We start from the raw sequence: 23,854 nt of genomic DNA, 5'->3' as shown, positions 1-23,854 counted from the left end.
CCCACGCTGCCCGACCAGCGCGTTGAAGTGCTACGACCAACGTCTACAGCAAAGCTGTAGCAGACCTACACTGTCGGCATGGACGAGCGGCAGCTGCGGATCCTGCGGGAACTCGGAGAGCTGGGCAGCGTCACCGCGGTCGCCGAGGCGCTGCACGTGACGCCCTCCGCCATTTCGCAGCAGCTGCGGCTGCTCCAGCGTTCGATTCCGGTCCCGCTGACCGAACGGGCCGGCCGCCGGGTGGTGCTGACAGACGCCGGGCAGGCCCTGGCGCGGGCGGCCGTCGAGGTGGAGACCGCGCTGGCCAGGGCGCGCCACGCCGTCGCCGACTTCACCGGGCAACCGGACGGCGAGGTGTCGGTGGCGGCGTTCCACAGCGCGGCCTCGGCGTTCTTTCCGCCTCTGCTGCGCGCCCTCGCCGGGCCGGGCCGTCCGCGTCTTTCGCTCTCCGACGAGGACGTGGCCCAGGACCGCTTCCCCGCCCTCACCCGGGCCTACGACCTCGTGCTGGCACACCGCCTCGATCACGCTCCGCCCTGGCCGCGCACCGTGGTCGCCGCCACGCTGCTGCGCGAGCCTCTCGACGTCGCGCTGCCGGTCGGCCACCCGTTGGCCGCCAGAGCGCGGCTCTCGCCGCAGGACGTGGCCGACCAGCCCTGGATCACCGTCCACGAGGGCTTCCCGCTGATGGCCACGATCGAGGCCATCGCCAGCGTCGCCGACCGCCGGCTCGACATCGTCCACCGCATCAACGAGTTCGCCGTGGTCGCCGAGGTCGTGGCCGCCGGCGGCGGCCTGGCGCTGATGCCGCGGTGGACCGCCCGCCCCCACCCCGACATCGTGCTCAGGCCGCTCACCGGAGTGCGCGCCCGACGGCACATCGACGTGCTCCACCGGCCCGAACGCACCGCGCGGGAGGCCGTCCGGGTGGTCCTCGCCGAGCTCCGCCGCGTCGCCGCGGCGACCGGACGTGCGTGACCGCGGAAGCCGCGGCGTGGCTCAGTCCAGGCGGCGGTGGAGTCTTCCGTGGTTGCGCCACCACAGGACGCGTCCGTCGGGGCCGCGCAGGAAGTCGCAGCGGGTGCCGATCGGCCGGCCGTCGGGGTCGAGGTCGAGTCCGAAGTCGCGGCGGTAGAAGGCGACGCCCAGTTCGCTCGTCTCGCCCTGGGTGCTCTGGGTTCCCTGGAGGCGGCCCTGGTGGGCGCGGAACTCGACGTGGGTGTCCTCCACGGCGCCGGCTTCGTCGATCCGCCGGCTCAGGTAGCGGCCCTCGTAGGGGGCCGACTCCCGGGCGCTCAGCGGCCTCGGTTCGGCCGGAAGATTGCCGACCTGGGCGAAGCGCCGCAGCGCCCAGTCGTCGGTGAACAGCTCGTCGCGCAGCCGCGAGCCGGTGACCGAGTTGGTGAGCAGGGTGAGGGCGAAGCCACGGCGGGGCACCATCAGGAAGCCGGAGACCTGCCCCGGCCAGGTTCCTCCGTGCTGCACGATCCGGGGGCCCTGGGCGGTGGGCCGCAGCATCCAGGTGACGCCCATCCCGTCGAGTTCCACGACGATGGTGCCGCCCGGTCCGGGGTGTGAGCGCATCCGCTCCAGTGACGCCCTGCTCAGCAGCCGGGTGCCGTCCGGGGCGGTGCCGTCGCCGAGGTGGAAGCGGGCCCAGTCCAACTGGTCGCGCACGCTCGAGACGAGCCCGCCGGTCGGGGCGAGGCTGCGCGGTTGGGGCCAGAAGGAGGGCTCCACCACGGCCCGGCCGTCGACGACGTTGTGCGGGGCGGCGATGTTGCGGCCGATGATCTCGTCGGTGAAGAAGCTGCTGTGGCGCAGTCCGAGCGGGTCGAGCAGCAGGCTGCGCACGGCGGCCTCGTAGGTGCGGCCGGTGGCGACCTCCAGGATGCGGCCGGCCACGCACAGTCCGGCGTTGTTGTAGGCGAACGTCCGGCCGGCGGCGGTGAGTTGGGGCAGGCGGGTCATGGAGTCCACGTAGCGGGCGACCGCCTCGTCGCCGCGGCCGAAGTCCTGGTAGTCGTCGCCGAGCCAACCGGCACTGTGGTTCAGGAGTTGACGGACCGTCACTCGTCGGGAGGCGCTGCGGTCGGCCACCGCGAACTCGGGCAGGTACCGGCGGACGGGGGCGTCCAGGTCGATCCTGCCCCGTTCGACCAGCCGCATGAGAGCGGTGCCGGTGAAGGTCTTCGTGGTGGACCCGACCCGGAAGAGCGTGTCCGCGTCGACGGGCGTGGGGTGGTCGACGTTGGTGACGCCGTATCCCCGGACGTAGGTGCGGTCCCCCAGGAGCAGCCCCACGGCCGCCCCCGGGATCGCGTAGGCCCTCATCGCGGCTTCGATCTTGGCGTCGAGCTCCCGCAGCAGGGACCGGAACGCGCGGTCCCCCGTGCCGGTGGCTCGTGGGACGGCGGCACGGGCCGCCGATGCGGGTGCGAGCGACAGGGCCGCGCCGGCTGCCGCCACGCGCAGCAGGTTGCGGCGCGAGAGCGCGCCACCGGGGTCGGGCGTGGGGCCGAGGACGACGTCGGCCAGGCCGTTCCGGTCCATGGCTCAGCTCCGCCCCGGCCCGATGGTGAACGGCACGGGCCGCACCGAGGCCACGCACCGGGTGTCGGGGGCCTCCGGGTCGTCGTAGAAGGAGGTGATCACATGCGAGCCGCAGGGGTTGTCGAACACGCCGTGCGCGACGCCGTCGAGCGTCACCACGAAGGAGTTCCGCAGCGTCAGCGCCGCGTAGCGCCCCCAGACCGCTCCGGTCTGGGCGTCGAAGCTGCCGGAGATGGCGAGCGTCGGGATGGCGCTGCGGGTGACCTCACGGATCGAGGGGTCCGCCGGCGGGACGTGCCAGGCCGCCTGGCACGCCTGGCGCAGGAACGCCAGCTGCGGCGCCTGGGCCAGGACGGAGGTGGGGAAGGTCGGGAAGGCCCGCAGGCCGGCGGTCAGTTGCTGGCGCGCGGTCTCGAACGGGACCCACTCGCTGCACCACACGCTCAGGGAGAGGCCGTGGGCGAAGTGTCCTTCGTGGGCGGGGTAGCGGGTGCTCGCCCACTGCTCGGCGACCAGCTGCGGGTTGCCGTGGGCGAGTTCGTCGACGGCCATCGGGAAGTCGGCGGGGGTGTGGCTGGCCCTGACCATCCAGTTCACCAGCGCCCCGCCGTCGAGGACGACCTTGACCGGCCCGGCCCCCGGGACGGTCACCGTGGTGGTGACCGGGTGGGCCTCCAGCCGGCTCACCTCGTGGGTGAAGACGGCGGCGAGCTGCGGGTAGCGCCTGCGGCAGGCGGGCTGCGCCGTGCAGGCGCCGGTCATGTTGTCGAACGACTCCTTGACGCTGCTCCAGGTCCAGCCGGGCGTCGCCACCGACGGCGGCACCACGCCGTCGATCGTCACCGAGCGGATCCCCTGCGGGTAGCGGCGCATGTAGGTCAGCGCCAGCTCGGTCCCGTAGGAGTGGGAGAACACGTTCCATTCCCGGATCCCGAGCGCCGTCCGCAGGTCCGCGAGGTCGGCCGCGCTCTCGGTGGTGTTGTACGCCGCGAGGTCGACGCCCTCGGACACCAGCCGGTCGTGGCACGCGGCCACCGCCTGGACGTACAGACGGCCGGTGGAGGGGGCGTCGTAGCGCAGGCCGATCCGCTGCTGGTAGAACCTGTCGATCTCGGGGCAGGTCAGGGCGGGCGGCGAGGAGAGCGTCCCGCGCTGCGACATCACGACGAGGTCCCGGTCCCGGTTCAGGCCGGTCGCCGTGATCTGGGGAATGTCGCTGATGGCGTCCTGCCCCGGTCCGCCGGGCAGGAACACGATCGGGTCCCCGTGCCGCCCCGGAGACTGAGCGGGGACGATCGCGACGGCCAGCCGGAGCTTCGGCCCGTCGGGGCGGGCCCGGTTCACCGGCACCACCAGGTATCCGCAGGCGGCCTCCACCCCCTGCGGAAGCGTCGGCGGGCACGGGCCCGGCACGAACCGCGACGGGTGCTCCGTCCGCAGCGCGGACCCCACGGCCGCGGCGCCGCTCGGCGCCGCCGCCACGGTCGTCGCCAGCAACCCGACCAGGACGGCCAGTTTCGCCGCTCTCATCACGACACCTCGAATCCTCCGCAGACGGCAGGGGCCCGGTCCGTACCCGCAGGACCGATGCGCCATCAGATACCCGGCCGCGCACGCGGCTCATCGAGGATCACCGCTGAGGAGGACACCTCTTAGCCCCTTTGAGCCGTACGAAGGCCCCGGCCCGACCGAACAGGTGACTTCTCCGGCCGAACGCCGGGCGCGGGCCGCCGCCAGGGGATCAGTAAGCGCCGTGCGGCCCGCTGCCAGCCGGGTCCGGTGGTCGAGGAGCCGAGGTCGTCCGTGAAGCGTCTGATCAGCCTCGTGACGGCGGCCCTGGTGCCGCTGCTCCTCGTCGCCGCGACCCCGGCCGGAGCCGCGCACGACCATGGCGGCCTCCCGGACTGGCACCTCGTCCTCGACGACGATTTCGACGGCACCGGGCTGGACACGGCCGTGTGGCGTCCCGGCTGGTTCGGAACCGGACTCACCGGCCCGGTGAACGGCCTCGAACGGCAGGGCTACGACTCACGCAACGTCACCGAGTCCGGCGGAGCCCTGCGGCTGGCGCTCACCGCCGAGCGCGGCGCGCTGGTGTCCAGCAACCCGCACGACGGCCGCGCGTCCGGCGGGTTCGAGTTCACCGGGCCCGCGCTGGTGGAGGCCAGGATCCGCACGCCCGGCAACACCTCCGCGCCCGCCTCCGTCGACAACTGGCCGGGGTTCTGGTCCGACGGACAGCGGTTCCCAGCCGACGGGGAGATCGACACGATGGAGGGGCTGAGCGGGCAGCTGTGCTTCCACGTCCACGACAGCGCGGGAGCCCCGGGCGGCTGCGCGAAGCTCGACCCCGGCTGGCACGTCTACGCCTCCTACTGGAATCCCGGGGACAAGTCCGTCACGTTCTACTACGACGGCTACACGCTCGCCCGGGAGCCGTTCACCAACGGGGGCGCGCCCCAGTACCTGGTCCTGGACAACACCAGCAGCAGCACACCCGTCCCGGAGACGATGCTCGTCGACTGGATCCGCGTGTGGCAGTGGAAGTCATGACGCCGTGCGTCGGTCCGTGCGTTCCAGGACGAGCACCACGGCGTCGTCCTTCAGGGTCTCGGCCCAGGTGCCCACGTCCTGCTCGATGAACTCCGCGACCCGGGCGGGGCTGCGGCGGCTGCCGTTGCGGCCGGCGAAGTGGGAGCCGAGCCGGGTGGTGAGGGGGTAGAAGTTGTCCTGCGTGTCCCGCGCCTCGGTGATGCCGTCGGAGTAGGCGACGAGCAGGTCGCCGTCGGTGAGGCGGTGGGTGACCTCGTCCTGGCGCGCGGTGCCGAGCATGGGGCCGAGGCCGAGCGGCAGGGCGAAGGGGGCGTCGAGGGGCCGGACGCCCTCGGCGTCCAGCAGCAGCACCGGCGGGTGCCCGCGGTTGAGGAGACGCACCACCGGCTCGTCGGACGGGAACTCCAGCAGGACCGCCGTCACGAAGAGCTCCTCGTCGTGGGCGTCGGCCGAGTCGAGCATCAGGGCGGTCTCGATCCGCTCCGCGACGTCGCCCAGGGTCTCCTGGACGGCGGCCGCCTCCCGGAAGGTGGCCAGGGCGGTGGCGACGGTGGCGACGGCGCCGTTGCCCTTGCCGCGGACGTCGCCGAGGATCATCCGGGTCCCCCACGTGGACTGCCGCACCCCGTACAGGTCGCCGCCGACCAGCGCCTCCGCGTCCGCCGCGCGGTAGAAGCCCGCCATGGCGACGCTGCCCACCCGGCGCGGCAGCGGGCGCAGCAGGGCCCGCTGGGCCGCCTCGGCGAGCGCCTGGACCCGTTCCAGTTGCTGACTGGAACGGGTCGAGCTCACCGTGAAGAACACCGCCGCCCCGGCGATCACCGCGTTCGCGGAGAAGTCCACCCCGAAGTGGGCACTGTAGGCCCGGCCCTGGTCGATCTGGAGGGACGCCATCGCGGCGGCGCCCGTCACCGCGACCGCGATCACCCAGGGCGTGCGGTAGTACAGGGCGGCGATCGGGGTGGCGGCGCTGAGCAGCGACAGGTAGGAGTAGGCGCTCGGCGTGGTCAGCTCGAGCGTCACGCTCATCGCGATCAGCACCCAGGGCAGCGGAGCGAGCCACCGGGACCGTGAAGCGGATTCCGTCACACCTTCCTGGGTACCACGCCGTCCCGCACTCCGCTGTTCGGCCGCACCGCTGCCCCCGCCCGGGCGTGCTCCGGAGCACCGTCCCCAGCTCACGGGTCGCACCACTGAGAGGGGTGCAAGCGCCCGCAAAACAGGGCCACCGGAAGGATCGGGACCGTCGCCTGAGAGGCCGTCAAGGTCCTTTGCCTACGACCGGCGCAGCGGGTCGATTTCGGGCGTCGCAGCCGTAACGCCGCGCTCACCGCATGTGTATGATCTGCGGCCCCGGCCCGGATCGGATGCGGAACAGCTGCTGCCGAATCGTTACTTTCCGGACTGTCTTCACCAAACCTACTCACTGGCTAGGATCCGGACTCATGGCACTTTTTGGGCGCTCCAAGTCGTCTCCACGCCTGATGCCCGAGCTGGACGACGGTGAACTGGGCAGGCTGTGCAAGCAGCTCAGCCCCTCGACCATGCGCAACATGGCCGACTTCAACGTCGAGGCCGCGGAGCGCCTCGTGAAGGACGCGGACACGGACTGGGACCGGCGCTGGCACCGGCTCTCGGTCCTCGCCGAGGCGACCGCGGACTTCAACTTCGACCGGTCCTGGCTGATGCGCCGCCCCAAGAGCGTGGACGCGATGATCTTCGGGGCCTGGGTGTCCGCGGTCCGGGTCAGCCGCGGCGAGCCCGCGTCGGAACTGCCGGACGCGGCGCAGACCTGCTACCACGCGGCCGAGTCGCGCCCGCACGACCCCCTGCCGCACGTGGCGCTGCTCGCGATACTCCGGCTGCTGCGGCGCCCGTCCCACGAGCTGAACGAGGTCTGGCAGAACGTCGTCCTGCGCGACCCGTGGAACCGTGAGGCGCACCTCCAGGTCCTCGCGTACCTGTCGCCGGAGGAGTGCGGACTGCCGGGCCAGGCCCGCGAGTTCGTGGACGCCCAGCAGGCCCGGATGCCGGCCGACGCCCCCGCCACCGCGCTCGAACTGACCGCCTCCGTCCGGGAGTTCCACCGGGCGACGACCGGCGACCAGCTCAACGGCATCCTGGCCGACCTCTGGTGGGACCGGCCCCACGCCGCCTCCGTGCTGGACCGCGCCCTGACCCTGTGGACGCGCCCCGGCTTCCTGCGCCACGCCGCGGCGTTGGCCGATCTGAACCTGCTCGCGTACGCCCTCACCCAGGCCGGCCGGATCTCCGAGGCGGGTGCGGTGTTCGAGGCGCTCGGGACCACCGTGGTGGGATGGCCCTGGTCGGAGCGGGGCGACCCGGCCGAGCAGTTCGCCTCCTGGCGCTCCCGGGCACTGCGCTGAGCCGGGCCCTGCGCTGAGCCGAGCGCTGCGCTGAGGCAGGCACTGCGCTGAGGCAGGCACTGCGCTGAGGCAGGCACTGCGCTGAGACGCCTCCCGCCCGGCCGGTGAACCCCGGCACGGCGGCGACCGCTCTGCCGCCGCGGACCCCGAGGCCAGACCTCCGGGCCCGGGCCTTGGGCCGGCCCCGGGCCCTCGGCCCCGCGACGGCGGAGCGGTGCGTCCTCCCGGCCGTCGCGGGGGCGCCACGCTCAGATGAAAGCGGTGCCCGCCCTGAGGGGGTGTTACCGATGCACTCCGGAGCGGTCGTCCCGCCGGGCGGCGCCCGGCGCAAGCACCCGCCTGGCACACATGCCGGCCGTTCCGCCGTGGCTGGACCACCGTGCTTGCGCGGGAGCGCGGAACGGCCTCGGCCGCAACCGCACGGGCCACGGAAGCCGCTGTTCCGGGGGCCGGCCGTCCGTCGGCGGGCGCCACGGAGGCCCTGCCCGGAAGCCGGGCGGGGACAAAACGGAAGCGGGCCAGCCTGATTCCGGCCATTGTGATATGTACATGACATGACCTGTTCGGCCCATCAACTGGCCGACGTGACAAACCTGTGTGGCAGTGTCCTCGCTCGGGACGAACCGACCGCTCCGACGGTCACGGAACGCAGCACGGAGGACACCATGCGTCACAACTCGCGCCGACTGGCCATCACCGCACTCATCACCCTCACGGGCCTGATCACGCCGGCCGCGCCGCTCGCCTTCGCCGAGCCCGCCCCCGGGGTGGCCGGCCCCTCGGTGCTGGTGCTGACGGTGACACCGGCCGCCGGTTCCACGCCGGGGGTCGGCCGCTCGGCCGTGCTCGACTGCGGCGCCGAGCCGGGCGGCACCCACCCCGCACCCGTCGCCGCCTGCGCCACGCTGCGGGCCGACGGGCTCGACTTCACCGCGAAGCCCGCCCTCCAGGTCATGTGCCCGGACATCGTCAGCCCGGTCACGGTCACGGCGACCGGCGTGTGGAACGGCGACCCGGTGGACTACCAGCGCACCTACACCAACCAGTGCCTCATGCAGCGCGCGACCGGCGTGCTGTTCACCCTCTGACGGGAGTGCCATGCAGAGCTCACCCACGTTCCTGAGAAACAGCGGTCGGCGCGGCGGCGGCGTGGAGCGGTGGCTCCACGACCTCACGGGCTTCGTGGTCGCGGGCATCGCCCGCCTCGACCGTCCGTGGCAGGAACACGCGCGGCGCAACGCCTTCGAGGCGGTGGCGGCCCTACGCAGAGACCGGCGGGAGTACCGTTCCCTCCCCGCCTCCCGGCGCACCGCACCGTCGGCGCGCTGACCGAACCGCCCACCCGGATCGGGTATACCGCACCGCGACGTCGGGAACCAGATGGACGATCAGACGGCATCAGCTGCCGTCCGATGCAGTCCGATGCCGTTCCCTGCCACGAAAGGCCCCCGACGCCAGATGCGACTCGTCCTCATCGGCCCGCCAGGAGCGGGCAAGGGCACCCAGGCAGCCATGCTGAGCTCCGCCCTGGGCGTCCCCCACATCTCCACCGGCGACCTCTTCCGCGACCACACCGCCCGGCGGACGCAGCTCGGACAGGACGCCGGGCGCTACCTGGACGCGGGAGAACTCGTGCCGGACCCCGTCACCGTCGACATGGTGCGCCAGCGCCTCGGCGAGCCGGACGCCCGGCACGGGTTCATCCTGGACGGCTTCCCGCGGACGGTCCCTCAGGCCGACGGGCTCGCCCGCATCCTGGACGAGCACGGCGAGAAGCTCGACGCCGTCGTGGAGTTGACCGCTCCCGAGGACGTCCTGGTCGACCGGCTGCTCGCCCACGGGCGGCAGGACGACGCCGAGGACGTCATCCGCAACCGCCAGCGGGTCTACCACCGCGACACCGCACCCCTGTTGGCCTACTACGCCGACCTGCTGACGTCGGTCGGCGCGGTGGGCTCCACCGAGCAGATCGCCGACGAGGTGCTGACCCGCCTCCAGGCGGGGCCCCGGCCCGAGCGACACCCCGGAACCTGACCGCCGCGCGTCGTCCGCTGCGCGCGGCGGTCAGGTTCCGCCGGAAGCCGGACCGGGGCGCCCGCGCGCTCGGACGCGTTCCCCGGCCGCTGCGGGCGCTCCCACGGGCGTTCCCATGGGCCCTCTCGCAGGCGCTGCCGCAGGCGGGGCCGCCACCTGCGGTTTCGCCTTGACACACCAGGAGCCCGAGCGTACAGAGAAGGGGTGCGCCAGGATGTGCCCAGCGATCCGGGAGGGGCGACCGGGACAGGTCGTCGCGTCAGCGGAGCCGGTGGCCTCGCGGGAGCCGGTGGCCTCGCGACAGCCGCCGACCGTCACTGCGACGATCTGCTGGCCGACGCGGTCGAACGGACGGTGCGCGGCACCGGCGCCTACGGCTCCATGGTCTACCTGCGCTCCCGGGACCGCCGCTCGCTGGTGCTGAGCACCGTCGTCGGCGTGCCCGTCGCCGCGCTGGAGCCGTTCCGCAGGGTCTCGGTGCAGGGCGCGCTGCCGGGGTCGCTGGCCTACCGGTCCCGGCGCACCGTGCACCTGGCGGGTCCCGAGGAGACGATGCGCCGCTTCCCGCAGCTGCTGATGGGCCTGCCCTACGCGTTCGCGTCCGCCTACACCCCGGTCATGGACGGCGAGGAGGTCTTCGGCGTGCTGTGCGCGCTGTGGCCGGCGACCGGCCAGGGCGTGCCCACGACGGCGCGGCGGCATCTGCGGCAGACCGCGAGGCGGCTCGGCGTCGAGCTGTCCCAGCTGGTCGCGGACGGCGGGACGGTCGAGGCGCGGACCACCGTCACCGAGCTGCCCTGGTGGGCGGCGGGCCAGGCGGTCCAGCTGGGGCTGTTCGATCTGGACCTCACCACGCGCGCCCTCGACCTCGACGACGAGCTGTGCTCCCTGTTCGGCGTGGCCCGCGGCGCCGACCCCGGCCGGGCCGAGGCGCTGGCCGACGCGGTCGAGAAGGACGACCTGCCACGCGTACGGGCCGCGCTGCGGCGCGCCTACCGAACGGGCCGGTTCCCGCCGCTGCGCCTGCGCATCGTCGACGGCTCGGGTCACGTGCGGCCCATCCAGATCTGGGGGCGGGTGCGCGAGGGGGTGACCGACGGCGAGGCCGGACCGCACCTGGTCGGCGCGGTGCTGGACGTGGGGACCACCGCGGCCGCCGCGCAGACGGTCGAGCGGATGCGGCAGGGTGTCTTCTCGCTCGACGGCGACGGACGGCTCGTCTACGCCAACCTCGGCGCGGAGCTTCTGCTGGGGGTGCGCCGCGAGGAGCTGTTCGGCAAGCCGCTGTGGGAGATGCTGCCCTGGCTGTCCGATCCGGTCCACGAGGACCGCTACCGGGCGGCGGTGCTCTCCCGGCAGCCGACCGCCTTCCTGGCCTGCCGCCCGCCGGACCGCTGGCTGGCGTTCACGCTGCAGCCTGACGCACAGGGCATGACCGGCACGGTCGTGCCGGGGACGCTCCCCGCCGACGGAAAGGGCCCCCGGGCCGCCGACGGGTCCGCGGTCCCGGTGGTGCAGACCGCTGAGGCGTCCCGGCCGGGCGGCGCGGGCGCGATCTACCACCTGCTCCAGCTGGCCAGCGCGCTGGCGCAGGCGGTGTCGGTCCGCGAGGTGTGCGCGGCGGTGGCCGAGCAGATCGTGCCCGCCTTCGGCGGCCAGGAGCTGGCGATCTACGTGGTGAAGGACAACCGGCTGCACCTGGCGCTCCAGGTGGGCTATCCGGAGGGCTTCCTCGACCCCTTCGAGGGCACCCCGATGCGCGCCCGGCTTCCCGGAGTCGACACGCTGACCAGCGGCGCCCCGATCTTCTTCGCCTCCGTCGACGAGCTCGCGGGCGCCTATCCGGGCATCCCGCTGGACCGGATGTGCGCGTGGGCGTTCCTGCCGCTGATCGCCTCCGGGCATCCGGTCGGCAGCTGCATCCTCGGCTTCGACGAACCGCACCCGTTCACCTCCGAGGAGCGCGGCGTGCTGACCGCGCTGGGCGGCCTGATCGCGCAGGCGCTGGAGCGGGCCCGCCTGTACGACGCGGAGTTCGCGCTCGCCCGGGGGCTGCAACAGGCCCTCCTCCCCCACGCCCTGCCACGGCTGGACGACGTGCGGATCGCCGCCCGCTACCTGCCGGGCACGCGCGGGATGGAGATCGGCGGCGACTGGTACGACGCGATCGTCACCGAGCGGGGGCTGTGCCTGGTGATCGGCGACGTCGAGGGGCACAGCGTCGCGGCGGCCGGGGTCATGGGGCAGCTGCGCAGCGCGGTCCGCGCGTTCGTGGCGAGCGGACACCCCCTGGACCAGGTGCTGGAGCACGTCAACCAGCTCCTGCCGGACCTGGGCTCGGGGCTGCTGGCCAGTTGCTGCCTGATCGAGCTGGACCCCGTCTCGGGCCGGGCGCAGGGGGTCCGCGCGGGCCATCTGCCGCCGCTGCTGCGTCACCCCGACGGCCGCACCGACGTGCTGGACCTGGGCGGCGGGGTGCTGCTGGGCGTGGACCCGAAGGCGACGTTCCCGGTCGAGGAGGTGGTCCTGGCGCGCGGCTCGGTGCTGGCCCTGTACACGGACGGCCTGGTCGAGCGCCCGGACGGGCAGATCGACCACGGCATCGACCGCCTGCGCGCCGCTCTGGCGCACGCGGACGTGCCCTCCCTGGAGCAGCTGGCGGACCGGCTGCTCGCGGACGCGCTGCCCGCGACCAACCGCCTGGACGACGTGGCGATGCTGCTGGCGGCGATCGACCACTGGGGGCGCGACCGCTGAGGGCCGGCGCCCGGCTCGCCGCCGTACCCTGCATGCATGCGGATGCGACCGACTCTGACCTGGACGCCCACCGGCGCCCCGCCGGCCCCGGCCTCGACCAGCGTGGAGGCCGTCGCCTCGGTCGTGCGCGAGGGCCGGGTCCTGGTCCTGAGCGGCGCCGGGCTGTCCACCGAGTCCGGCATCCCCGACTACCGCGGCGAGACGGGCACGCTGCGCCGGCACACCCCGATGACGTACCAGGACTTCGTCGGCAGCGACGAGGCCCGGCGCCGGTACTGGGCACGCAGCCATCTGGGCTGGCGCGCGATCACCGGCGCCCGCCCCAATTCCGGCCACCACGCCGTGACCGCGCTGGCCCGGCACGGCTACCTGACCGGCGTGGTCACCCAGAACGTCGACGGCCTGCACCGGGCCGCCGGGACGGCCGAGCTCGTCGAGACCGTCGAACTGCACGGCAGCCTCGACCGCGTCGTCTGCCTGGCGTGCCGGGAGACGAGCCCGCGCGCGGAACTCGACCGCCGCCTGCGCGAGGCGAACCCCGACTTCGCGGCGACGGCCACACGGATCAACCCGGACGGCGACGCGGACCTGCCCGACGCCCTGGTCCACGCCTTCCGTCCGGTCCCCTGCACGTCCTGCGGGGACGGGACGCTCAAACCCGACGTGGTCTTCTTCGGCGAGAACGTCCCGCGTTCACGGGTGGACCAGTGCTACCGCCTGGTGGACGACTCCGACGCCGTGCTCGTCCTCGGCTCCTCGCTGACGGTCCTCTCCGGCCTGCGCTTCGTCCGCCACGCGGCCGCGGCTGGCACGCCGGTGCTCATCATCAACCAGGGCGTCACCCGCGGCGACGAACACGCGGCCCAGCGGGTCGACCTCCCCCTCGGCCCCGCGCTCACCGAACTCACGCGCCGACTGGGACTCTAGAGTCGCACCCACCGGCCTTCCCTCTGCCGCGACGACCGGCACACCGTGATGCGAAAGCCCCGCCGGACAGGGCATGGCCGCGGTCAGGGCGGAGGCTTCCCCGGGAGGGGTGAAGTGCCCCGGCCGGCACGAACGGCCGGGGCGAGGACCCCGCACACGGGGGTAAGGCGGGCTCCTGGTTCCATCGTCTCCGAACCGCAGGGCGGGGCGGTACCGCCGCCCGGTGGTCAGCAGACCGCCGACCGTCGGATTCAACCGGCTGACAGGCGGGCTGACTGACCCTCAGACGAGTGTCGCCCGGATGCCCGCCCGCAGGACGGCGAGATCGAGGCCGCGGGCGCGCACCAGCTCGACGGCCGGGGACGCCTCGACCCGCAGCAGGCCGAGGAGGAGGTGGCCGGGGAGGATCGTCCGGCTCCCTTGGGCGAGGGCCTCGCGCAGCGACAGCTCCAGGGACTTCTTGGCCTCCGGGGTGAAGGGGAGGTGGCCGCCCAGCCCGCCCGCGCCGCCGCGTCGACGGCGGGCGGCGGAGCCGCCGGGGCCGCCGGCCCCGCTGAGGGCGCCGACGCCGAAGACGGCCTCCACCTTCTCGCGCACGGCGTCCAGGTCGATGCCGATGGCGTCCAGCGCGTCGGCGTCCAGCTCGGGGCCGTGCGCGGCGCGCCGGTCGCGGACGGCCTGGCGGGCGGTCGGGAGGTCGAGCCCGCCCTCGGCGAGCAGCGCGACGGCGGCGTCGTCCCGCAGTCCGAGCAGGCCCAGCAGGAGGTGTTCGGGACCGGTCGTGCTGCTGTCCAGCATCCGCGCCTCTTCCTGGGCGAGGACGACGGCGCGCCTGCAGTCGGCGGTGAACCGCTCGAACATCGTCAGTCTTCCTTCCTACGGCCGAAGCGGCTGCCGCCGCCGTGCTTCTTGTGGACCGCCTGGCGGCTGACCTCCAGGCAGTCGGCGATCATCTGCCACGTCCACCCCTGCGCCCGGGCGTTGCCGACCTGCAGGTCCTCCAGTCGCTCGGCCAGGTCGCGCAGGGCGCGCACGGCCTTCAGCCCGACCGCCGGGTCGCGGCTGCTCGCGGCGTCCGCGAGAGTCCTGGTTTCACTCATGCCTGTCAATGTAGGTTGACACCCGTCGCGTGTCAACCATGGTTGACACGGCGGCCGGGGCCGACAGGGAAGGAACGACAAGGAAGGAAGCAAGGAAGGAGCGCGCGTGGGCGGGTCAGACGCCGCTCAGCGCCGCGTCGCAGTCGAGGCAGTGCCGACTGCGGTACTCCGGCGGATACCAGGGCGCGCCGGGACCGGCGGGGGTATAGGACTCGGGCTCCAGCTCGTCGACGTCCAGACCGCACAGGGTGCGGGCCAGCGGGTCGGCGGGGGCCTCCGGGTCGGCCGCGGCGGCGTGGACCGCGCGGACGCGGGCGCCGATGTCGGTCTCGCCCACGTCGGCGTCCACCACCTCGGTGGCGGGCTCCAGCTCCAGCAGGACGACGATCGCGCTCACCACTCGATCGTCCGCCTTCCCGCGGGCCCGCGCATCCGCTGGAGGCCGACGGCGGGCCGCTTCGGCCTCGCGCTCCTCACGGGGAAGTGACAGCCCGACGGTTCGCGGCTTCTGCCCGGCTGTCGGCGCGAGGGCGCAGCCAGCCCGAGCAGCGATCAAGCATCCCGCGCGATCTGCCAACTCCTGCTGCATCAGCAGGAGTTGGCGGACGCTGCGAGATCGGTCCAGGGCTTCGTCCGCGTCGGCGACCGACTGGTGCGCATCGACGCCCTGCGCGGTCAACTCCCAGTGAGGGCCTGGACCTCGGCGGCGTAGAGCAGCTCGGGGTCGAACCCCATGCCGGTGAAGTGGCCTGCGAGCTCGAGGGAGAGCACGCCGCTCAGGCGCGTCCAGAAGGCGAGCGCGAGGCGGAGCGCCGCCGGCGACGCCGGGTGGTCGGCGGCCCAGGCGCGGTGGTCGGCGAGGTGGGCCTCGATCGGTGACGAGCTCGCGGCGTCGTCGACTGCGGCGTCGACCGTCGCGCCGTCGGCGTCCTCGGCCGCGGCTGCGGCTGCGGCTGCGGCTGCGGCGTCGAGCAGGACGGCCATGATCTCGGCGGCGATGGACGTGGTGTCGGGGGGCGCCTCGTAGCCCGGGATCGGGGTGCCGTAGACGAGGAAGTAGCGCTGCGGGTCCTCCAGCGCCCAACGGCGCAGGGTCCGCGCCAGCCCCGCGAGGTCGGCCCCCGCCTCCGCCTGGAGGCGGACGGCGTCGGCGAGGCTGCGGTAAGCGTCACGGACGAGCGCGGTGATCAGCTCGTCCCGCCCGGAGTAGTAGCGGTAGAGCGCGGGACCGCTCAGGCCCATCCGCTTGGCGATCGCGTTGAGCGACAGCGCCGACGCGCCGGATGCGCGGATCTGCTCCCAGGCATGCGCCTTGATCTCCTCCTGCACCTGGGCCCGGTACCGCTCGCGCGGCGTTCCCGCGTCCGACTCGGTCACATCCCCACCACCTTTCAGTTAGAGGTTATCACTGACGCTCTTGACTCTCACTCTTTCGGTGAGTTAGAACTTATAACGGAAGCGAGAGACTCTATCGTCTGGAGTGGTGGCCATGAGCCGCGAGCAGCTTGTCCAGGTCGTCCTGCCCGGCATCGTCGAGCCCGAGGGCCTGGAGGTCCGCGAGGCGCCCGTCCCCGAGCCGGGACCGGGCCAGGTCCTGATCGCCGTCGAGGCGACGGGCGTGTCGTTCGCCGAGCAGCAGATGCGCCGCGGGCGCTACTACGACCAGCCCCCGTTCCCGTTCGTGCCCGGTTACGACCTGGTGGGGCGCGCCCTGCGCACCGGCCCCGGCGTCGATCCGGGCCTGGCCGGGCGGCGACTGGCGGCACTCGTCAAGGTGGGCGGCTGGGCCAGCCACGCCCTGGTCGACGCCCGCGACACGGTCGAGGTCCCGGACGGCGTCTCCCCCGCGCAGGCCGAGACGGTCGTCGTCAACGGCATCACCGCCTGGCAGATGCTGCACCGCAAGGCCCGCGTCCGCGCCGGGCAGACGGTGCTGGTCCACGGCGCGGGCGGCGGCGTGGGATCGGTCCTCGCCCAACTCGCGACGGCCGCCGGCGCGAAGGTCATCGGCACCGCGTCCCCCCGGCACCACGACCAGTTGCGCGCCATCGGCGCCACCCCGATCGACTACCGCACCGGGGACGTCCCCGACCAGGTCCGCCGGCTGGCGCCGGACGGCGTGGACGCCGTCTTCGACCACCTCGGCGGCCGCAGCGTCGTCGACTCCTGGCGGCTGCTCGCCCCGGGAGGCACCCTCGTCGCCTACGGCAGCGCCTCCACCCGCGACGACACCGGCTCCAAGCAGTGGCCGGTGCTGAAGATCCTCGCCCGGACCTGGCTGTGGAACACCCTGCCCAACCGCCGGCGCGCCACCTTCTACAACATCTGGGCAGGCCGCGCCCTGGCCCAGGACCGCTTCCGCACCCGGCTCCGCGAAGACCTCACCGAGGTCTTCGCCGCCGTCCGCGGCGGCCGGGTCACCCCTGCCATCGCCGCCCAACTCCCGCTCACCCAGGCCGCCGACGCGCTGCGCCTGGCCGAGTCGGGCACCGCCACCGGCAAGATCATCCTGATCCCGTGAACGCGGCCCCGTCCCGGGCGCCGCACTAGGATGGGAGGGCGGTCGCGAGCGCTCCCACCCCGGAGGGAGATCGCTCATGCCCGTTCAGCGGATCCGGCCCGAGGTCAGCGTCCTCAGCGACAGCCTCGAAGTGCCCGGGATCGGCCACATGCCCGTCAACGCCTTCGTGCTCCACGCGGGCCAACCGGTCGTCGTCGACACCGGTCTGGGCCTCTCGGACCGCGACTTCCTACAGACGCTCGCCCAGGCCGTCGACCCGGCCGACGTGCGCTGGATCTGGCTCACCCACCCCGACCGCGACCACACCGGCGGCCTGCACGCGCTCCTGGAGGCCGCGCCGGAGGCGAAGGTGGTGACCACCTTCCTCGCGGTCGGGATCATGTCCTGCGAGCGGTCGCTGCCGCTGGACCGGGTCCACCTGGTCAACCCCGGACAGTCACTCGACGTCGGCGACCGCACCCTGACCGCGTTCCGGCCGCCCCTGTTCGACAACCCCACCACGGTCGGCTTCTTCGACGACCTGACCGGCGTCTGCTTCAGCTCGGACTGCTTCGGCGCGCCGATGCCGGCCGCCGACGTCGCCGAAGGCACGGACGCCCGTGCCCTCCCCGCCGAGGACCTGCGGGCCGCGCAGCTGCTCTGGGCGAGCGTGGACAGCCCCTGGGTCGAGAACGTCGACCCGAAGCGCTTCCTCGACACCTTCCACCTGCTGCGGGACCGCGCGCCCGAGCTGGTCCTGTCGACGCATCTCCCGGCCGCCGAGGGGATCACCGCTCGGATGCTCGACACGCTGGGCTCGGCGGCCGGACTCCGACCGTTCGTCGGCCCCGACCAGGCCGCGCTGGCGCAGATGCTGGCCGGCTTCGAGCCGCCCGGCGGACCCTGAACCGTTGCACCGTCTTCCGGAGCCGGGCCCGACCCGATCCGACCCGCCGGGAAAGGCCCGGTTCCGGCCGGTCCGCCGCCGCGGGCCGGCCGGAACCGGGAGTCACCTCGTCCTCCGCCCCTCACTCCGTGCGCAGCGCGACCGCCGTGCGGGTCCGGGCGGCCCAGCCCGCCGGGCCTGTCGCGCCGAGGACCGCGATGACCAGGCCGCCGAGGCCCAGCAGCACCAGCGCGGGCGCCTGGTACACGTCCAGCACCGAGGACGGCAGGCGCAGGCCCGCGCTGTCGCCCATGGCCGGGACCACCACGCGCTGGAGCGCCACCCCGAGGGGGACCCCGACCGCTCCGCCGACGACGCCGACCAGGACCACCTGGGCGAGCACCATCGACACGGTCTGGCGCGGCGTCAAGCCGAGTGCCTTGACCACCCCGAGGTCGTGGACGCGTTCACGCGTGTCCAGCACCACCGCGTTGAGGACACCGAGCCCGGCGACGGCGACGAGCATCAGGGTCAGCAGGCCGGTCAGCGCGTCCAGCAGGATCAGCAGCTGGCTGGTCCCGCCGCCGTCGCCGACCTGCGCGACGGCGCCGGTGGGACGCAGCGCCGCGTCGAGGGCACGGACGTAGGCGCTCGGATCGGTGCCGGAGGCGAGCCGGACGGAGAAGTACTGGGCCTTCAGGTTCGGCTCGGCCGAGGCCAGGGTCCTGGCGTCGGTGAGGAGTTCCATTCCCTGGTTCCCGGTGACGAAGACCTCGCCGGTGATCTTCACCGGGATCGCCCTGCCGTGGTCGGTGACCACGACGGTGTCGCCGACCCTGGTGCCGGTCGCGGTCAGGAACGGGGTGGGCGCGACGGCCTCGCCCGGCCGGTGGAACCAGGTGCCGGACACCATCTGGTAGCCCGCCCAGGAGGCGTCGCCGACGAAGGCGGTGACGTCGACGCTCCCGGTCGTGCCGGCGGCGGTGACCTGGGTCTGGGCCGAGCCGAAGAAGGCGCGCGTTCCGGGCTGGGCCGCGATGGCCCGGGCCATGGCCGCGCTGTCGCCCGTCCCTGCGCTCGCGCCACCGGGGGTGCTACCGCCGGGGGTGCTACCGCCTGGGGCGCCCCCGCCGACCTGGCCGGGCCTCGCGGCGGGGCCGCCGGACTGCGCCGGGGCCGAGGGGAGGACGGTGACGTCGGCGGCGGTCCTCTTGGCGTCCTGGATCCGTTGCAGGGAACTGCCGAGACCGAAGGCGAAGGTGACGGCGGCGGCGCCGAAGAGGATCGCGGTGACCATCGCGAGAGCCCTGGCGGGCCGCGCGAAGGGCCGGGCGAGGCCGAGCGTCACCGGCCGGGGCAGCGGCAGCGCCCGCGTGATCCGGGCGGCGCGTCGGCCGCGTCCGGCCTTCGGCGTGCGGCCGACCGCGAGCGCGTCCACGGTGCGCAGCCGACCGGCGCGCAGCGCGGTGGCCAGCGCGGTCACGCAGACCATGAGCAGCGTTCCGACCAGGACCGCGACGTCGACGGACGGCGCGACGGTGAGCGAGGTCGTGCCGTAGACCTGCTCCGTGGCGGAGAGGATCTGACCGGCCACCAGGTTGCCGAGGAGTGCGCCGAGCACGGTACCGGCCGCGGCCGGGATCAGCGCCTGGCCCATGTAGGCGCGCACGACCTGGCCGGGCGTGAAGCCGAGAGCCTTGAGCACGCCGATGCGGCGGGTGCCGGAGCCCACGGCGCCGGCGACGACGTTGCCGACGATCAGCACCGACATCAGGACCCCGAGCAGACCGAAGGCGGTCAGGAACGGGACGAACAGCCCGGTGCTGCTGTTGCTGCTGTTCTTGACGTCGAGCCAGCTGCGGGTGCCGCTGAGCGAACCCGCCGGCGCCTGCGCGGCGACCGCGTCGCGATCAGCGGCGAGCTGCGCCGCGGTCGATGCGGAGGCGAAGCGGTAGAGCATCTGCATCCCCGGGTCGGCTCCCTTCGCGGCGGCGAGCAGGGAGACGTCCGACGGCTCGACCCAGCCGTCCGCGGTGCGGCTGACGGACCGGGCGACACCGACGACCATGAGCTCGGTGACACCGCCGGAGGCGCTCGGGAAGTCGATCCGCTGCCCGACGCCGAGTGCGGGGCCGGAGTAGTCGGCCGACACGACCACCTGGCCGGGGCCGGAGACCCAGTGGCCCGCGCTGAGCGTGACGTCGTCGACGGGGCCGCCCGCGTCGGAGCGGCCGACCAGCTTCATCGGGTCCATGGTCATGCCCGCGGGCAGGTCCAGCCCGGGGCCGCCGGACGGATCGGCGGTCACGGTCCGGTAGGGGCCGGCCGCGGCGCTGACGCCGGAGGCGTGGGCGGTCGCGCGGAGCTGCTCGGCGGTGGCCTTGGCGGCGTCGAACTGGGCGGCGAGGTGGGCGCCGTGCTGCTGCGCGAAGGCGTGGTCGAACGGGGCGTTGGACGCGACCAGCAGGGAGCCGCCCAGCACCGAGGCGGTGGCCGCCATCATCGCGGCGAGGCCGGTGACGGCGGTCTGCACCCGGCGGCGGCGCACGCCCGCCCGCATCACCCGTCCGAGGGCGCTCATCGGGCCACCGCCCCGGCGCCGTCGGGGGTGGCCGCGTCCGCCACGCCGGTGTCCGAGGCGATCCGGCCGTCGACGATGCGCACGACACGCGTCGCGCAGCGCGCGGCGAGACTCTCGTCGTGCGTGACCACGACGATGCTCTGGCCGTCGGCGTGCAGCTCCCGCAGCAGCGCCTCGACTTCCGCGCCGGACTCGGAGTCGAGCGCCCCGGTCGGCTCGTCGGCCAGCAGCAGCGGCGGGCGGTTCATCAGCGCGCGGGCCACCGCGACGCGCTGGCGCTCCCCGCCGGACAGCCGGCCCGGGTAGGCGCGGGCGTGCCGGGCGATGCCGAGGACGTCGAGCAGGCCCGTCGCCCGCCTGCGGGCCTCGGCGCGGCCGACGCCGGTCATCTCGGCGGGCAGGACCACGTTGTCGAGGACGGTCAGGTCGTCGAGCAGGTTGAAGAACTGGAAGATCATGCCGACCTTGTCCCGGCGGTAGCGTGCCGCGCCCGCCTCGCCGAGGGTGTCCACGCGGACCCCGGCGACGGTGACCGTGCCGGAGTCGGGGCGGTCCAGGCCCGCGATCATGTTGAGCATGGTGGACTTGCCGCTGCCCGAAGGGCCCAGGATCGCGACGGCCTCGCCCGCCCGCACGCTCATCGACACGTCCCGCAGCGCGGCCGGTCCGTCCGCGAACCGGCGGTGCACGCCGCTGAGTTCGATCACAGGCTCGGTCATCGTCATTTCCCCTTCTCACGCCCCTGCCCGACGCCGACAACGCTAGGGTCGGTCGGTGATCGGCCACCTCGGCCGCAGGAGGCATCTCCGGTACCTCTCACGGACGACGGCCTCCGGGATCATCCTTTCGATGTAGTCGGGAGATGCAGCGCGTGAACAGCAGGCCGGACACCGGCGGTCCGACACCGCGTCAGCAGGTGCTGGACGCGGGCCTCGCACTCGCCTTCGGCCTCGTCGCCGTCCGCTACGCGCTCGCGGCGCCGAACCTGCCCGCCGCACCGCTGGACGTCACGCTGCTGGCAGCCGTCGCAGCAGCTCCGCTCGCCTGGCGCCGCCGGGCGCCGCTGGCCGCACTGTGGGCGCAACTGGCGTGCGACGTCGTCCTGCTGGCCCGCCACGCGTTTCCCGACGTGCTGTTCAGCGCGTCGCTGGTCGCCGCTGTCTCGCTCTACGCCGCGGTCGCCCACAGTCCTCGCCGACGGCTGTGCCTGCTCACCGCCCCCGTCGCCACGGCCGTCCTGCTCGTCCTGGTCTCCCGGGCACGGCTCCCCCACTTCCCCAACTGGGCGGTGGGCGCGCTGCTGCTGTTCCCGATCGTGGTCGCGGCCTTGGGGCAGCGGCTGTGGGCCCGTCGCGCCGAGGAGTCCCGGGCCCGGGTGCGGGCCCTGGAGTTGGAGCGGATCGAGGCGCTGCGGCAGGCCGTCGAGCACGAACGCGCCAGGATCGCCCGCGAACTGCACGACGTGGTGACCCACAACGTCAGCGTCATGGTGATCCAGGCCGGCGCCGCCCGGATGGTGCTGGACCAGAAGCCCGACCTGGCCAGGGAGGCGCTGCTCGCGATCGAGACCGGCGGTCGCGCCGCGATGACCGACCTGCGCCACGTCATGGGCCTGCTGACGATGGACGGTTCCGAGCCCGCGTCCAGCTCCGGCCCGGACTCCCTCACCGACCCCGGCCTCGACTCCGACTCCGCCGATCCGGCCGCCCAGGCCGACCTCGCGCCGCAGCCGGGCCTGGACGGCCTGGAGGCCCTGGTCGGCCGGATCCGGCTCACCGGCATCCCCATCGACCTCACCGTCACCGGTGAGCGGCGCTCGCTGCCGCCGGGCCTGGAACTGACGGCCTACCGGGTGGTGCAGGAGGCGCTCACCAACATGGTGAAGCACGCCACCGGTGCGGCCGCGCAGATCCAGGTCGACTACGGCGCACGGGAGTTGTCCGTCGACGTGGCCAACTCCGAGGGGCGGCCGGGCGCGGCCGCCACCACCGGCAGCGGCAAGGGCCTGCTCGGGCTGCGCGAACGGGTGGCCCTCTACGGTGGGACCCTGCAGACCGGACCACGACTCACCGGCGGTTACCGCGTGAAGGCGATGATTCCCCTGGACCTCATGGAGGACGCATGACCAGTCCGCTGCGTGTCGTCATCGCCGACGACCAGGCGCTCGTGCGCACGGGCTTCGCCATGATCCTGGGCGCGCAGGGCATCGAGGTCGTCGCGGAGGCCGACACCGGCACCGCGGCGGTCCAGGCGGTCCGCCGCACCCTGCCGGACGTGGTGCTGATGGACGTCCGCATGCCCGAGATGGACGGGCTGGAGGCGACCCGCCGGATCGTGGCGGGCGACGGCGAGCGCGTCCCGAGGGTGATCATCCTGACCACTTTCGATCTCGACCAGTACGTGTACGCCGCCCTGAACGCCGGGGCCAGCGGCTTCCTCCTCAAGGACATCAGCCCCGAGCACCTCGTCGCCGCGGTCCGCACGGTCCAGACCGGCGACGCCCTCCTCGCCCCCGTCATCACCCGCCGCCTCGTCTCCCGCTTCGCCCAGCGCGACGACGCCTCCCTCCCCGGCGGCGGTCCCGACCGCGCCGACCAGCACAGACGCCTCGCGTCCCTCACCCCGCGCGAGACCGAGGTCCTCCTGCTCATCGCCCACGGCCTGAGCAACGCCGAACTCGCCGCCCACCTCCACCTCTCCGAAGCCACCGTGAAGACGCACGTCGCCCGTATCCTGGCCAAGCTCCAACTGCGCGACCGGGTCCAGGCCGTCGTCCTCGCCTACCGGACGGGCCTGGTCTCCCCGACGGACCGTCAGGCCGCGACCAGCTGATAGGCGGCCTTGGCGGTCAGCCACAGACCCACCAGCAGCGAGAGGGCGACGATCAGCTGGTCCTGGTGCTGCTCGAGCCAGGAGCGCAGGGCGCTCAGCCGCGCTTCCGCGGCGGTCGGCGCCCGGACGGTGTACAGCTCCATGACCAGGAGGCTCAGCGTGGCCAACAGGCAGTACCCGGTCAGGGTGAGCCAGGCGGACAGGGAGGAGAGGTCGGCGTCGACGACCGTCGCGGCGCCGGCGCCGACCATGGCCCAGGGCTGGAGCAGCCAGGCCAGTCCGGCGGCGGTCCCCAGCGAGGCGTTGTCGATGCGCCCGGCCCAACTCGGCGGCCGGTACGGGCGGGGCGGCCGCCGCCACCAGTAGCCGCCGAACACGACCAGGCCCACGCCGAACGCCAGTTTGGCGGCGATCGCCGCGGTCGACGGCACGCTCCTGGGGGCGGGCGGCGTCCCGCCGGTCAGCAGCACCACGCAGGCGACCACCGCGACCAGGTTGGCCAGCCAGGACAGCAGGAAGGCCAGTCCCTTGCGAACGCCGCGCTGCGAGGCGAGCAACAGGATGAACGCGCTGTTGTGCACCGGGCCGAGGGTGATGCCCGTGCCGATCACGACCAGGTCGACGACCATCGGCTCAGCCACTCGCGGAGAGATCCACGCCCCCACTGTGGGGTGCGGGTCCGGCGGGGTCAAGCAGGCCACGCCGCCATCCGGTGACCCCGCCACGACCGGCCGTCATCGGCGG

At 73.8% G+C, this 23,854-nt stretch carries 22 protein-coding genes; 12 read left to right on the top strand and 10 right to left on the bottom strand.

What is annotated here, in order from left to right; translation table 11 throughout:
- Window positions 1-78 precede the first annotated feature (78 nt).
- Window positions 79-978, top strand: coding sequence for a LysR family transcriptional regulator (locus tag TR50_RS36165; protein ID WP_042432342.1), 900 nt, complete (start codon window positions 79-81; stop codon window positions 976-978).
- Window positions 979-999: 21 nt separating this feature from the next.
- On the opposite strand, the gene TR50_RS36160 is transcribed toward TR50_RS36165, so the two are convergent.
- Window positions 1,000-2,553, bottom strand: coding sequence for a serine hydrolase domain-containing protein (locus TR50_RS36160; RefSeq protein WP_084701595.1), 1,554 nt, complete (start codon window positions 2,551-2,553; stop codon window positions 1,000-1,002).
- Window positions 2,554-2,556: 3 nt separating this feature from the next.
- The gene (locus TR50_RS36155; RefSeq protein WP_042432340.1) at window positions 2,557-4,083 is read right to left on the bottom strand and encodes an alpha/beta fold hydrolase; all 1,527 of its coding nucleotides are present in this window, start codon (window positions 4,081-4,083) and stop codon (window positions 2,557-2,559) included.
- A 273-nt stretch (window positions 4,084-4,356) separates the two neighbouring features.
- On the opposite strand from TR50_RS36155, the gene TR50_RS36150 reads away from it, so the two are divergent.
- Window positions 4,357-5,106: a glycoside hydrolase family 16 protein gene (locus tag TR50_RS36150; RefSeq protein WP_042432338.1), complete on the top strand. Its 750-nt coding sequence runs from the start codon at window positions 4,357-4,359 to the stop codon at window positions 5,104-5,106.
- On the opposite strand, the gene TR50_RS36145 is transcribed toward TR50_RS36150, so the two are convergent.
- Complete coding sequence (locus tag TR50_RS36145; RefSeq protein ID WP_160311249.1) at window positions 5,101-6,135, bottom strand: PP2C family protein-serine/threonine phosphatase; 1,035 nt, start codon at window positions 6,133-6,135, stop codon at window positions 5,101-5,103. The genes TR50_RS36150 and TR50_RS36145 overlap by 6 nt on opposite strands.
- A 416-nt stretch (window positions 6,136-6,551) precedes the next feature.
- On the opposite strand from TR50_RS36145, the gene TR50_RS36140 reads away from it, so the two are divergent.
- From TR50_RS36140 to TR50_RS36115, 6 genes are all read left to right on the top strand, one after another.
- Window positions 6,552-7,493, top strand: coding sequence for a hypothetical protein (locus TR50_RS36140; protein ID WP_042432332.1), 942 nt, complete (start codon window positions 6,552-6,554; stop codon window positions 7,491-7,493).
- Window positions 7,494-8,158: 665 nt separating this feature from the next.
- Window positions 8,159-8,581, top strand: a complete 423-nt coding sequence (locus tag TR50_RS36135) for an SSI family serine proteinase inhibitor (protein WP_042432328.1) — start codon at window positions 8,159-8,161, stop codon at window positions 8,579-8,581.
- Between the two features lie 10 nt (window positions 8,582-8,591).
- Window positions 8,592-8,822 carry a hypothetical protein gene (locus TR50_RS36130; RefSeq protein WP_042432325.1) on the top strand — a complete coding sequence of 77 codons (231 nt, stop codon included), beginning with the start codon at window positions 8,592-8,594 and terminating at the stop codon, window positions 8,820-8,822.
- A gap of 129 nt (window positions 8,823-8,951) precedes the next feature.
- Complete coding sequence (locus TR50_RS36125; RefSeq protein ID WP_042432321.1) at window positions 8,952-9,527, top strand: adenylate kinase; 576 nt, start codon at window positions 8,952-8,954, stop codon at window positions 9,525-9,527.
- Between the two features lie 204 nt (window positions 9,528-9,731).
- Window positions 9,732-12,284, top strand: a complete 2,553-nt coding sequence (locus TR50_RS36120; RefSeq protein WP_236654737.1) for a SpoIIE family protein phosphatase — start codon at window positions 9,732-9,734, stop codon at window positions 12,282-12,284.
- A gap of 36 nt (window positions 12,285-12,320) precedes the next feature.
- A complete protein-coding gene (locus TR50_RS36115) occupies window positions 12,321-13,211 on the top strand; it encodes an NAD-dependent protein deacetylase (protein WP_042432317.1) in 891 nt (296 codons plus the stop codon).
- Between the two features lie 282 nt (window positions 13,212-13,493).
- Here TR50_RS36115 and TR50_RS50470 read toward each other — a convergent pair whose 3' ends face one another.
- The 4 genes from TR50_RS50470 to TR50_RS36095 all read right to left on the bottom strand — a co-directional run bounded on the left by TR50_RS50470 (window position 13,494) and on the right by TR50_RS36095 (window position 15,688).
- On the bottom strand, window positions 13,494-14,072 hold the full coding sequence (locus tag TR50_RS50470) for a Clp protease N-terminal domain-containing protein (protein ID WP_042432315.1): 579 nt from the start codon (window positions 14,070-14,072) through the stop codon (window positions 13,494-13,496).
- 2 nt (window positions 14,073-14,074) lie between these two features.
- Window positions 14,075-14,311, bottom strand: coding sequence for a hypothetical protein (locus TR50_RS36105; RefSeq protein WP_042432313.1), 237 nt, complete (start codon window positions 14,309-14,311; stop codon window positions 14,075-14,077).
- Between the two features lie 115 nt (window positions 14,312-14,426).
- Complete coding sequence (locus tag TR50_RS36100; RefSeq protein ID WP_052441739.1) at window positions 14,427-14,708, bottom strand: hypothetical protein; 282 nt, start codon at window positions 14,706-14,708, stop codon at window positions 14,427-14,429.
- Window positions 14,709-14,986: 278 nt separating this feature from the next.
- On the bottom strand, window positions 14,987-15,688 hold the full coding sequence (locus tag TR50_RS36095; protein WP_042432310.1) for a TetR/AcrR family transcriptional regulator: 702 nt from the start codon (window positions 15,686-15,688) through the stop codon (window positions 14,987-14,989).
- 112 nt (window positions 15,689-15,800) lie between these two features.
- Between TR50_RS36095 and TR50_RS36090 the strand changes: the two genes are divergently transcribed.
- Both TR50_RS36090 and TR50_RS36085 read left to right on the top strand, forming a co-directional pair.
- Window positions 15,801-16,832, top strand: a complete 1,032-nt coding sequence (locus TR50_RS36090) for a medium chain dehydrogenase/reductase family protein (protein ID WP_042432307.1) — start codon at window positions 15,801-15,803, stop codon at window positions 16,830-16,832.
- 76 nt (window positions 16,833-16,908) lie between these two features.
- Window positions 16,909-17,718, top strand: a complete 810-nt coding sequence (locus tag TR50_RS36085) for an MBL fold metallo-hydrolase (protein WP_042432304.1) — start codon at window positions 16,909-16,911, stop codon at window positions 17,716-17,718.
- 121 nt (window positions 17,719-17,839) lie between these two features.
- Here the strand turns inward: TR50_RS36085 and TR50_RS36080 are convergent, their stop codons facing one another.
- Window positions 17,840-20,278 carry an ABC transporter permease gene (locus TR50_RS36080; protein WP_084701589.1) on the bottom strand — a complete coding sequence of 813 codons (2,439 nt, stop codon included), beginning with the start codon at window positions 20,276-20,278 and terminating at the stop codon, window positions 17,840-17,842.
- On the bottom strand, window positions 20,275-20,997 hold the full coding sequence (locus TR50_RS36075) for an ABC transporter ATP-binding protein (protein WP_042432370.1): 723 nt from the start codon (window positions 20,995-20,997) through the stop codon (window positions 20,275-20,277). Before TR50_RS36075 ends, TR50_RS36080 begins: the two co-directional genes overlap by 4 nt.
- Before the next feature lie 143 nt (window positions 20,998-21,140).
- On the opposite strand from TR50_RS36075, the gene TR50_RS36070 reads away from it, so the two are divergent.
- Both TR50_RS36070 and TR50_RS36065 read left to right on the top strand, forming a co-directional pair.
- Entirely contained in the window at window positions 21,141-22,403 is a 1,263-nt protein-coding gene (locus TR50_RS36070) for a sensor histidine kinase (RefSeq protein WP_042432301.1), read from the top strand.
- Window positions 22,400-23,110, top strand: coding sequence for a response regulator (locus TR50_RS36065; protein WP_042432298.1), 711 nt, complete (start codon window positions 22,400-22,402; stop codon window positions 23,108-23,110). The genes TR50_RS36070 and TR50_RS36065 overlap by 4 nt, the downstream gene beginning before the upstream one ends.
- On the opposite strand, the gene TR50_RS36060 is transcribed toward TR50_RS36065, so the two are convergent.
- On the bottom strand, window positions 23,092-23,739 hold the full coding sequence (locus TR50_RS36060; protein ID WP_042432295.1) for a GAP family protein: 648 nt from the start codon (window positions 23,737-23,739) through the stop codon (window positions 23,092-23,094). The two genes, TR50_RS36065 and TR50_RS36060, sit on opposite strands and share 19 nt — an antisense overlap.
- Window positions 23,740-23,854: the final 115 nt, after the last annotated feature.

Origin of the sequence: Streptacidiphilus anmyonensis (genome assembly GCF_000787855.1) — a bacterium.
In the GTDB taxonomy this organism is placed as follows: Bacteria; Actinomycetota; Actinomycetes; order Streptomycetales; family Streptomycetaceae; genus Streptacidiphilus; species Streptacidiphilus anmyonensis.
This window is presented reverse-complemented; position numbering and strand designations above follow the sequence as displayed.

Bases quoted from the DNA above. Each gene is read 5' to 3' on its own strand.
- TR50_RS36165 (WP_042432342.1), top strand. From the start codon at position 79: ATGGACGAGCGGCAGCTGCGGATCCTGCGGGAACTCGGAGAGCTGGGC.
- TR50_RS36160 (WP_084701595.1), bottom strand. From the start codon at position 2,553: ATGGACCGGAACGGCCTGGCCGACGTCGTCCTCGGCCCCACGCCCGAC.
- TR50_RS36155 (WP_042432340.1), bottom strand. From the start codon at position 4,083: ATGAGAGCGGCGAAACTGGCCGTCCTGGTCGGGTTGCTGGCGACGACC.
- TR50_RS36145 (WP_160311249.1), bottom strand. From the start codon at position 6,135: ATGAGCGTGACGCTCGAGCTGACCACGCCGAGCGCCTACTCCTACCTG.
- TR50_RS36140 (WP_042432332.1), top strand. From the start codon at position 6,552: ATGGCACTTTTTGGGCGCTCCAAGTCGTCTCCACGCCTGATGCCCGAG.
- TR50_RS36135 (WP_042432328.1), top strand. From the start codon at position 8,159: ATGCGTCACAACTCGCGCCGACTGGCCATCACCGCACTCATCACCCTC.
- TR50_RS36130 (WP_042432325.1), top strand. From the start codon at position 8,592: ATGCAGAGCTCACCCACGTTCCTGAGAAACAGCGGTCGGCGCGGCGGC.
- TR50_RS36125 (WP_042432321.1), top strand. From the start codon at position 8,952: ATGCGACTCGTCCTCATCGGCCCGCCAGGAGCGGGCAAGGGCACCCAG.
- TR50_RS36115 (WP_042432317.1), top strand. From the start codon at position 12,321: ATGCGGATGCGACCGACTCTGACCTGGACGCCCACCGGCGCCCCGCCG.
- TR50_RS50470 (WP_042432315.1), bottom strand. From the start codon at position 14,072: ATGTTCGAGCGGTTCACCGCCGACTGCAGGCGCGCCGTCGTCCTCGCC.
- TR50_RS36105 (WP_042432313.1), bottom strand. From the start codon at position 14,311: ATGAGTGAAACCAGGACTCTCGCGGACGCCGCGAGCAGCCGCGACCCG.
- TR50_RS36090 (WP_042432307.1), top strand. From the start codon at position 15,801: ATGAGCCGCGAGCAGCTTGTCCAGGTCGTCCTGCCCGGCATCGTCGAG.
- TR50_RS36085 (WP_042432304.1), top strand. From the start codon at position 16,909: ATGCCCGTTCAGCGGATCCGGCCCGAGGTCAGCGTCCTCAGCGACAGC.
- TR50_RS36080 (WP_084701589.1), bottom strand. From the start codon at position 20,278: ATGAGCGCCCTCGGACGGGTGATGCGGGCGGGCGTGCGCCGCCGCCGG.
- TR50_RS36075 (WP_042432370.1), bottom strand. From the start codon at position 20,997: ATGACCGAGCCTGTGATCGAACTCAGCGGCGTGCACCGCCGGTTCGCG.
- TR50_RS36070 (WP_042432301.1), top strand. From the start codon at position 21,141: ATGCAGCGCGTGAACAGCAGGCCGGACACCGGCGGTCCGACACCGCGT.
- TR50_RS36065 (WP_042432298.1), top strand. From the start codon at position 22,400: ATGACCAGTCCGCTGCGTGTCGTCATCGCCGACGACCAGGCGCTCGTG.
- TR50_RS36060 (WP_042432295.1), bottom strand. From the start codon at position 23,739: ATGGTCGTCGACCTGGTCGTGATCGGCACGGGCATCACCCTCGGCCCG.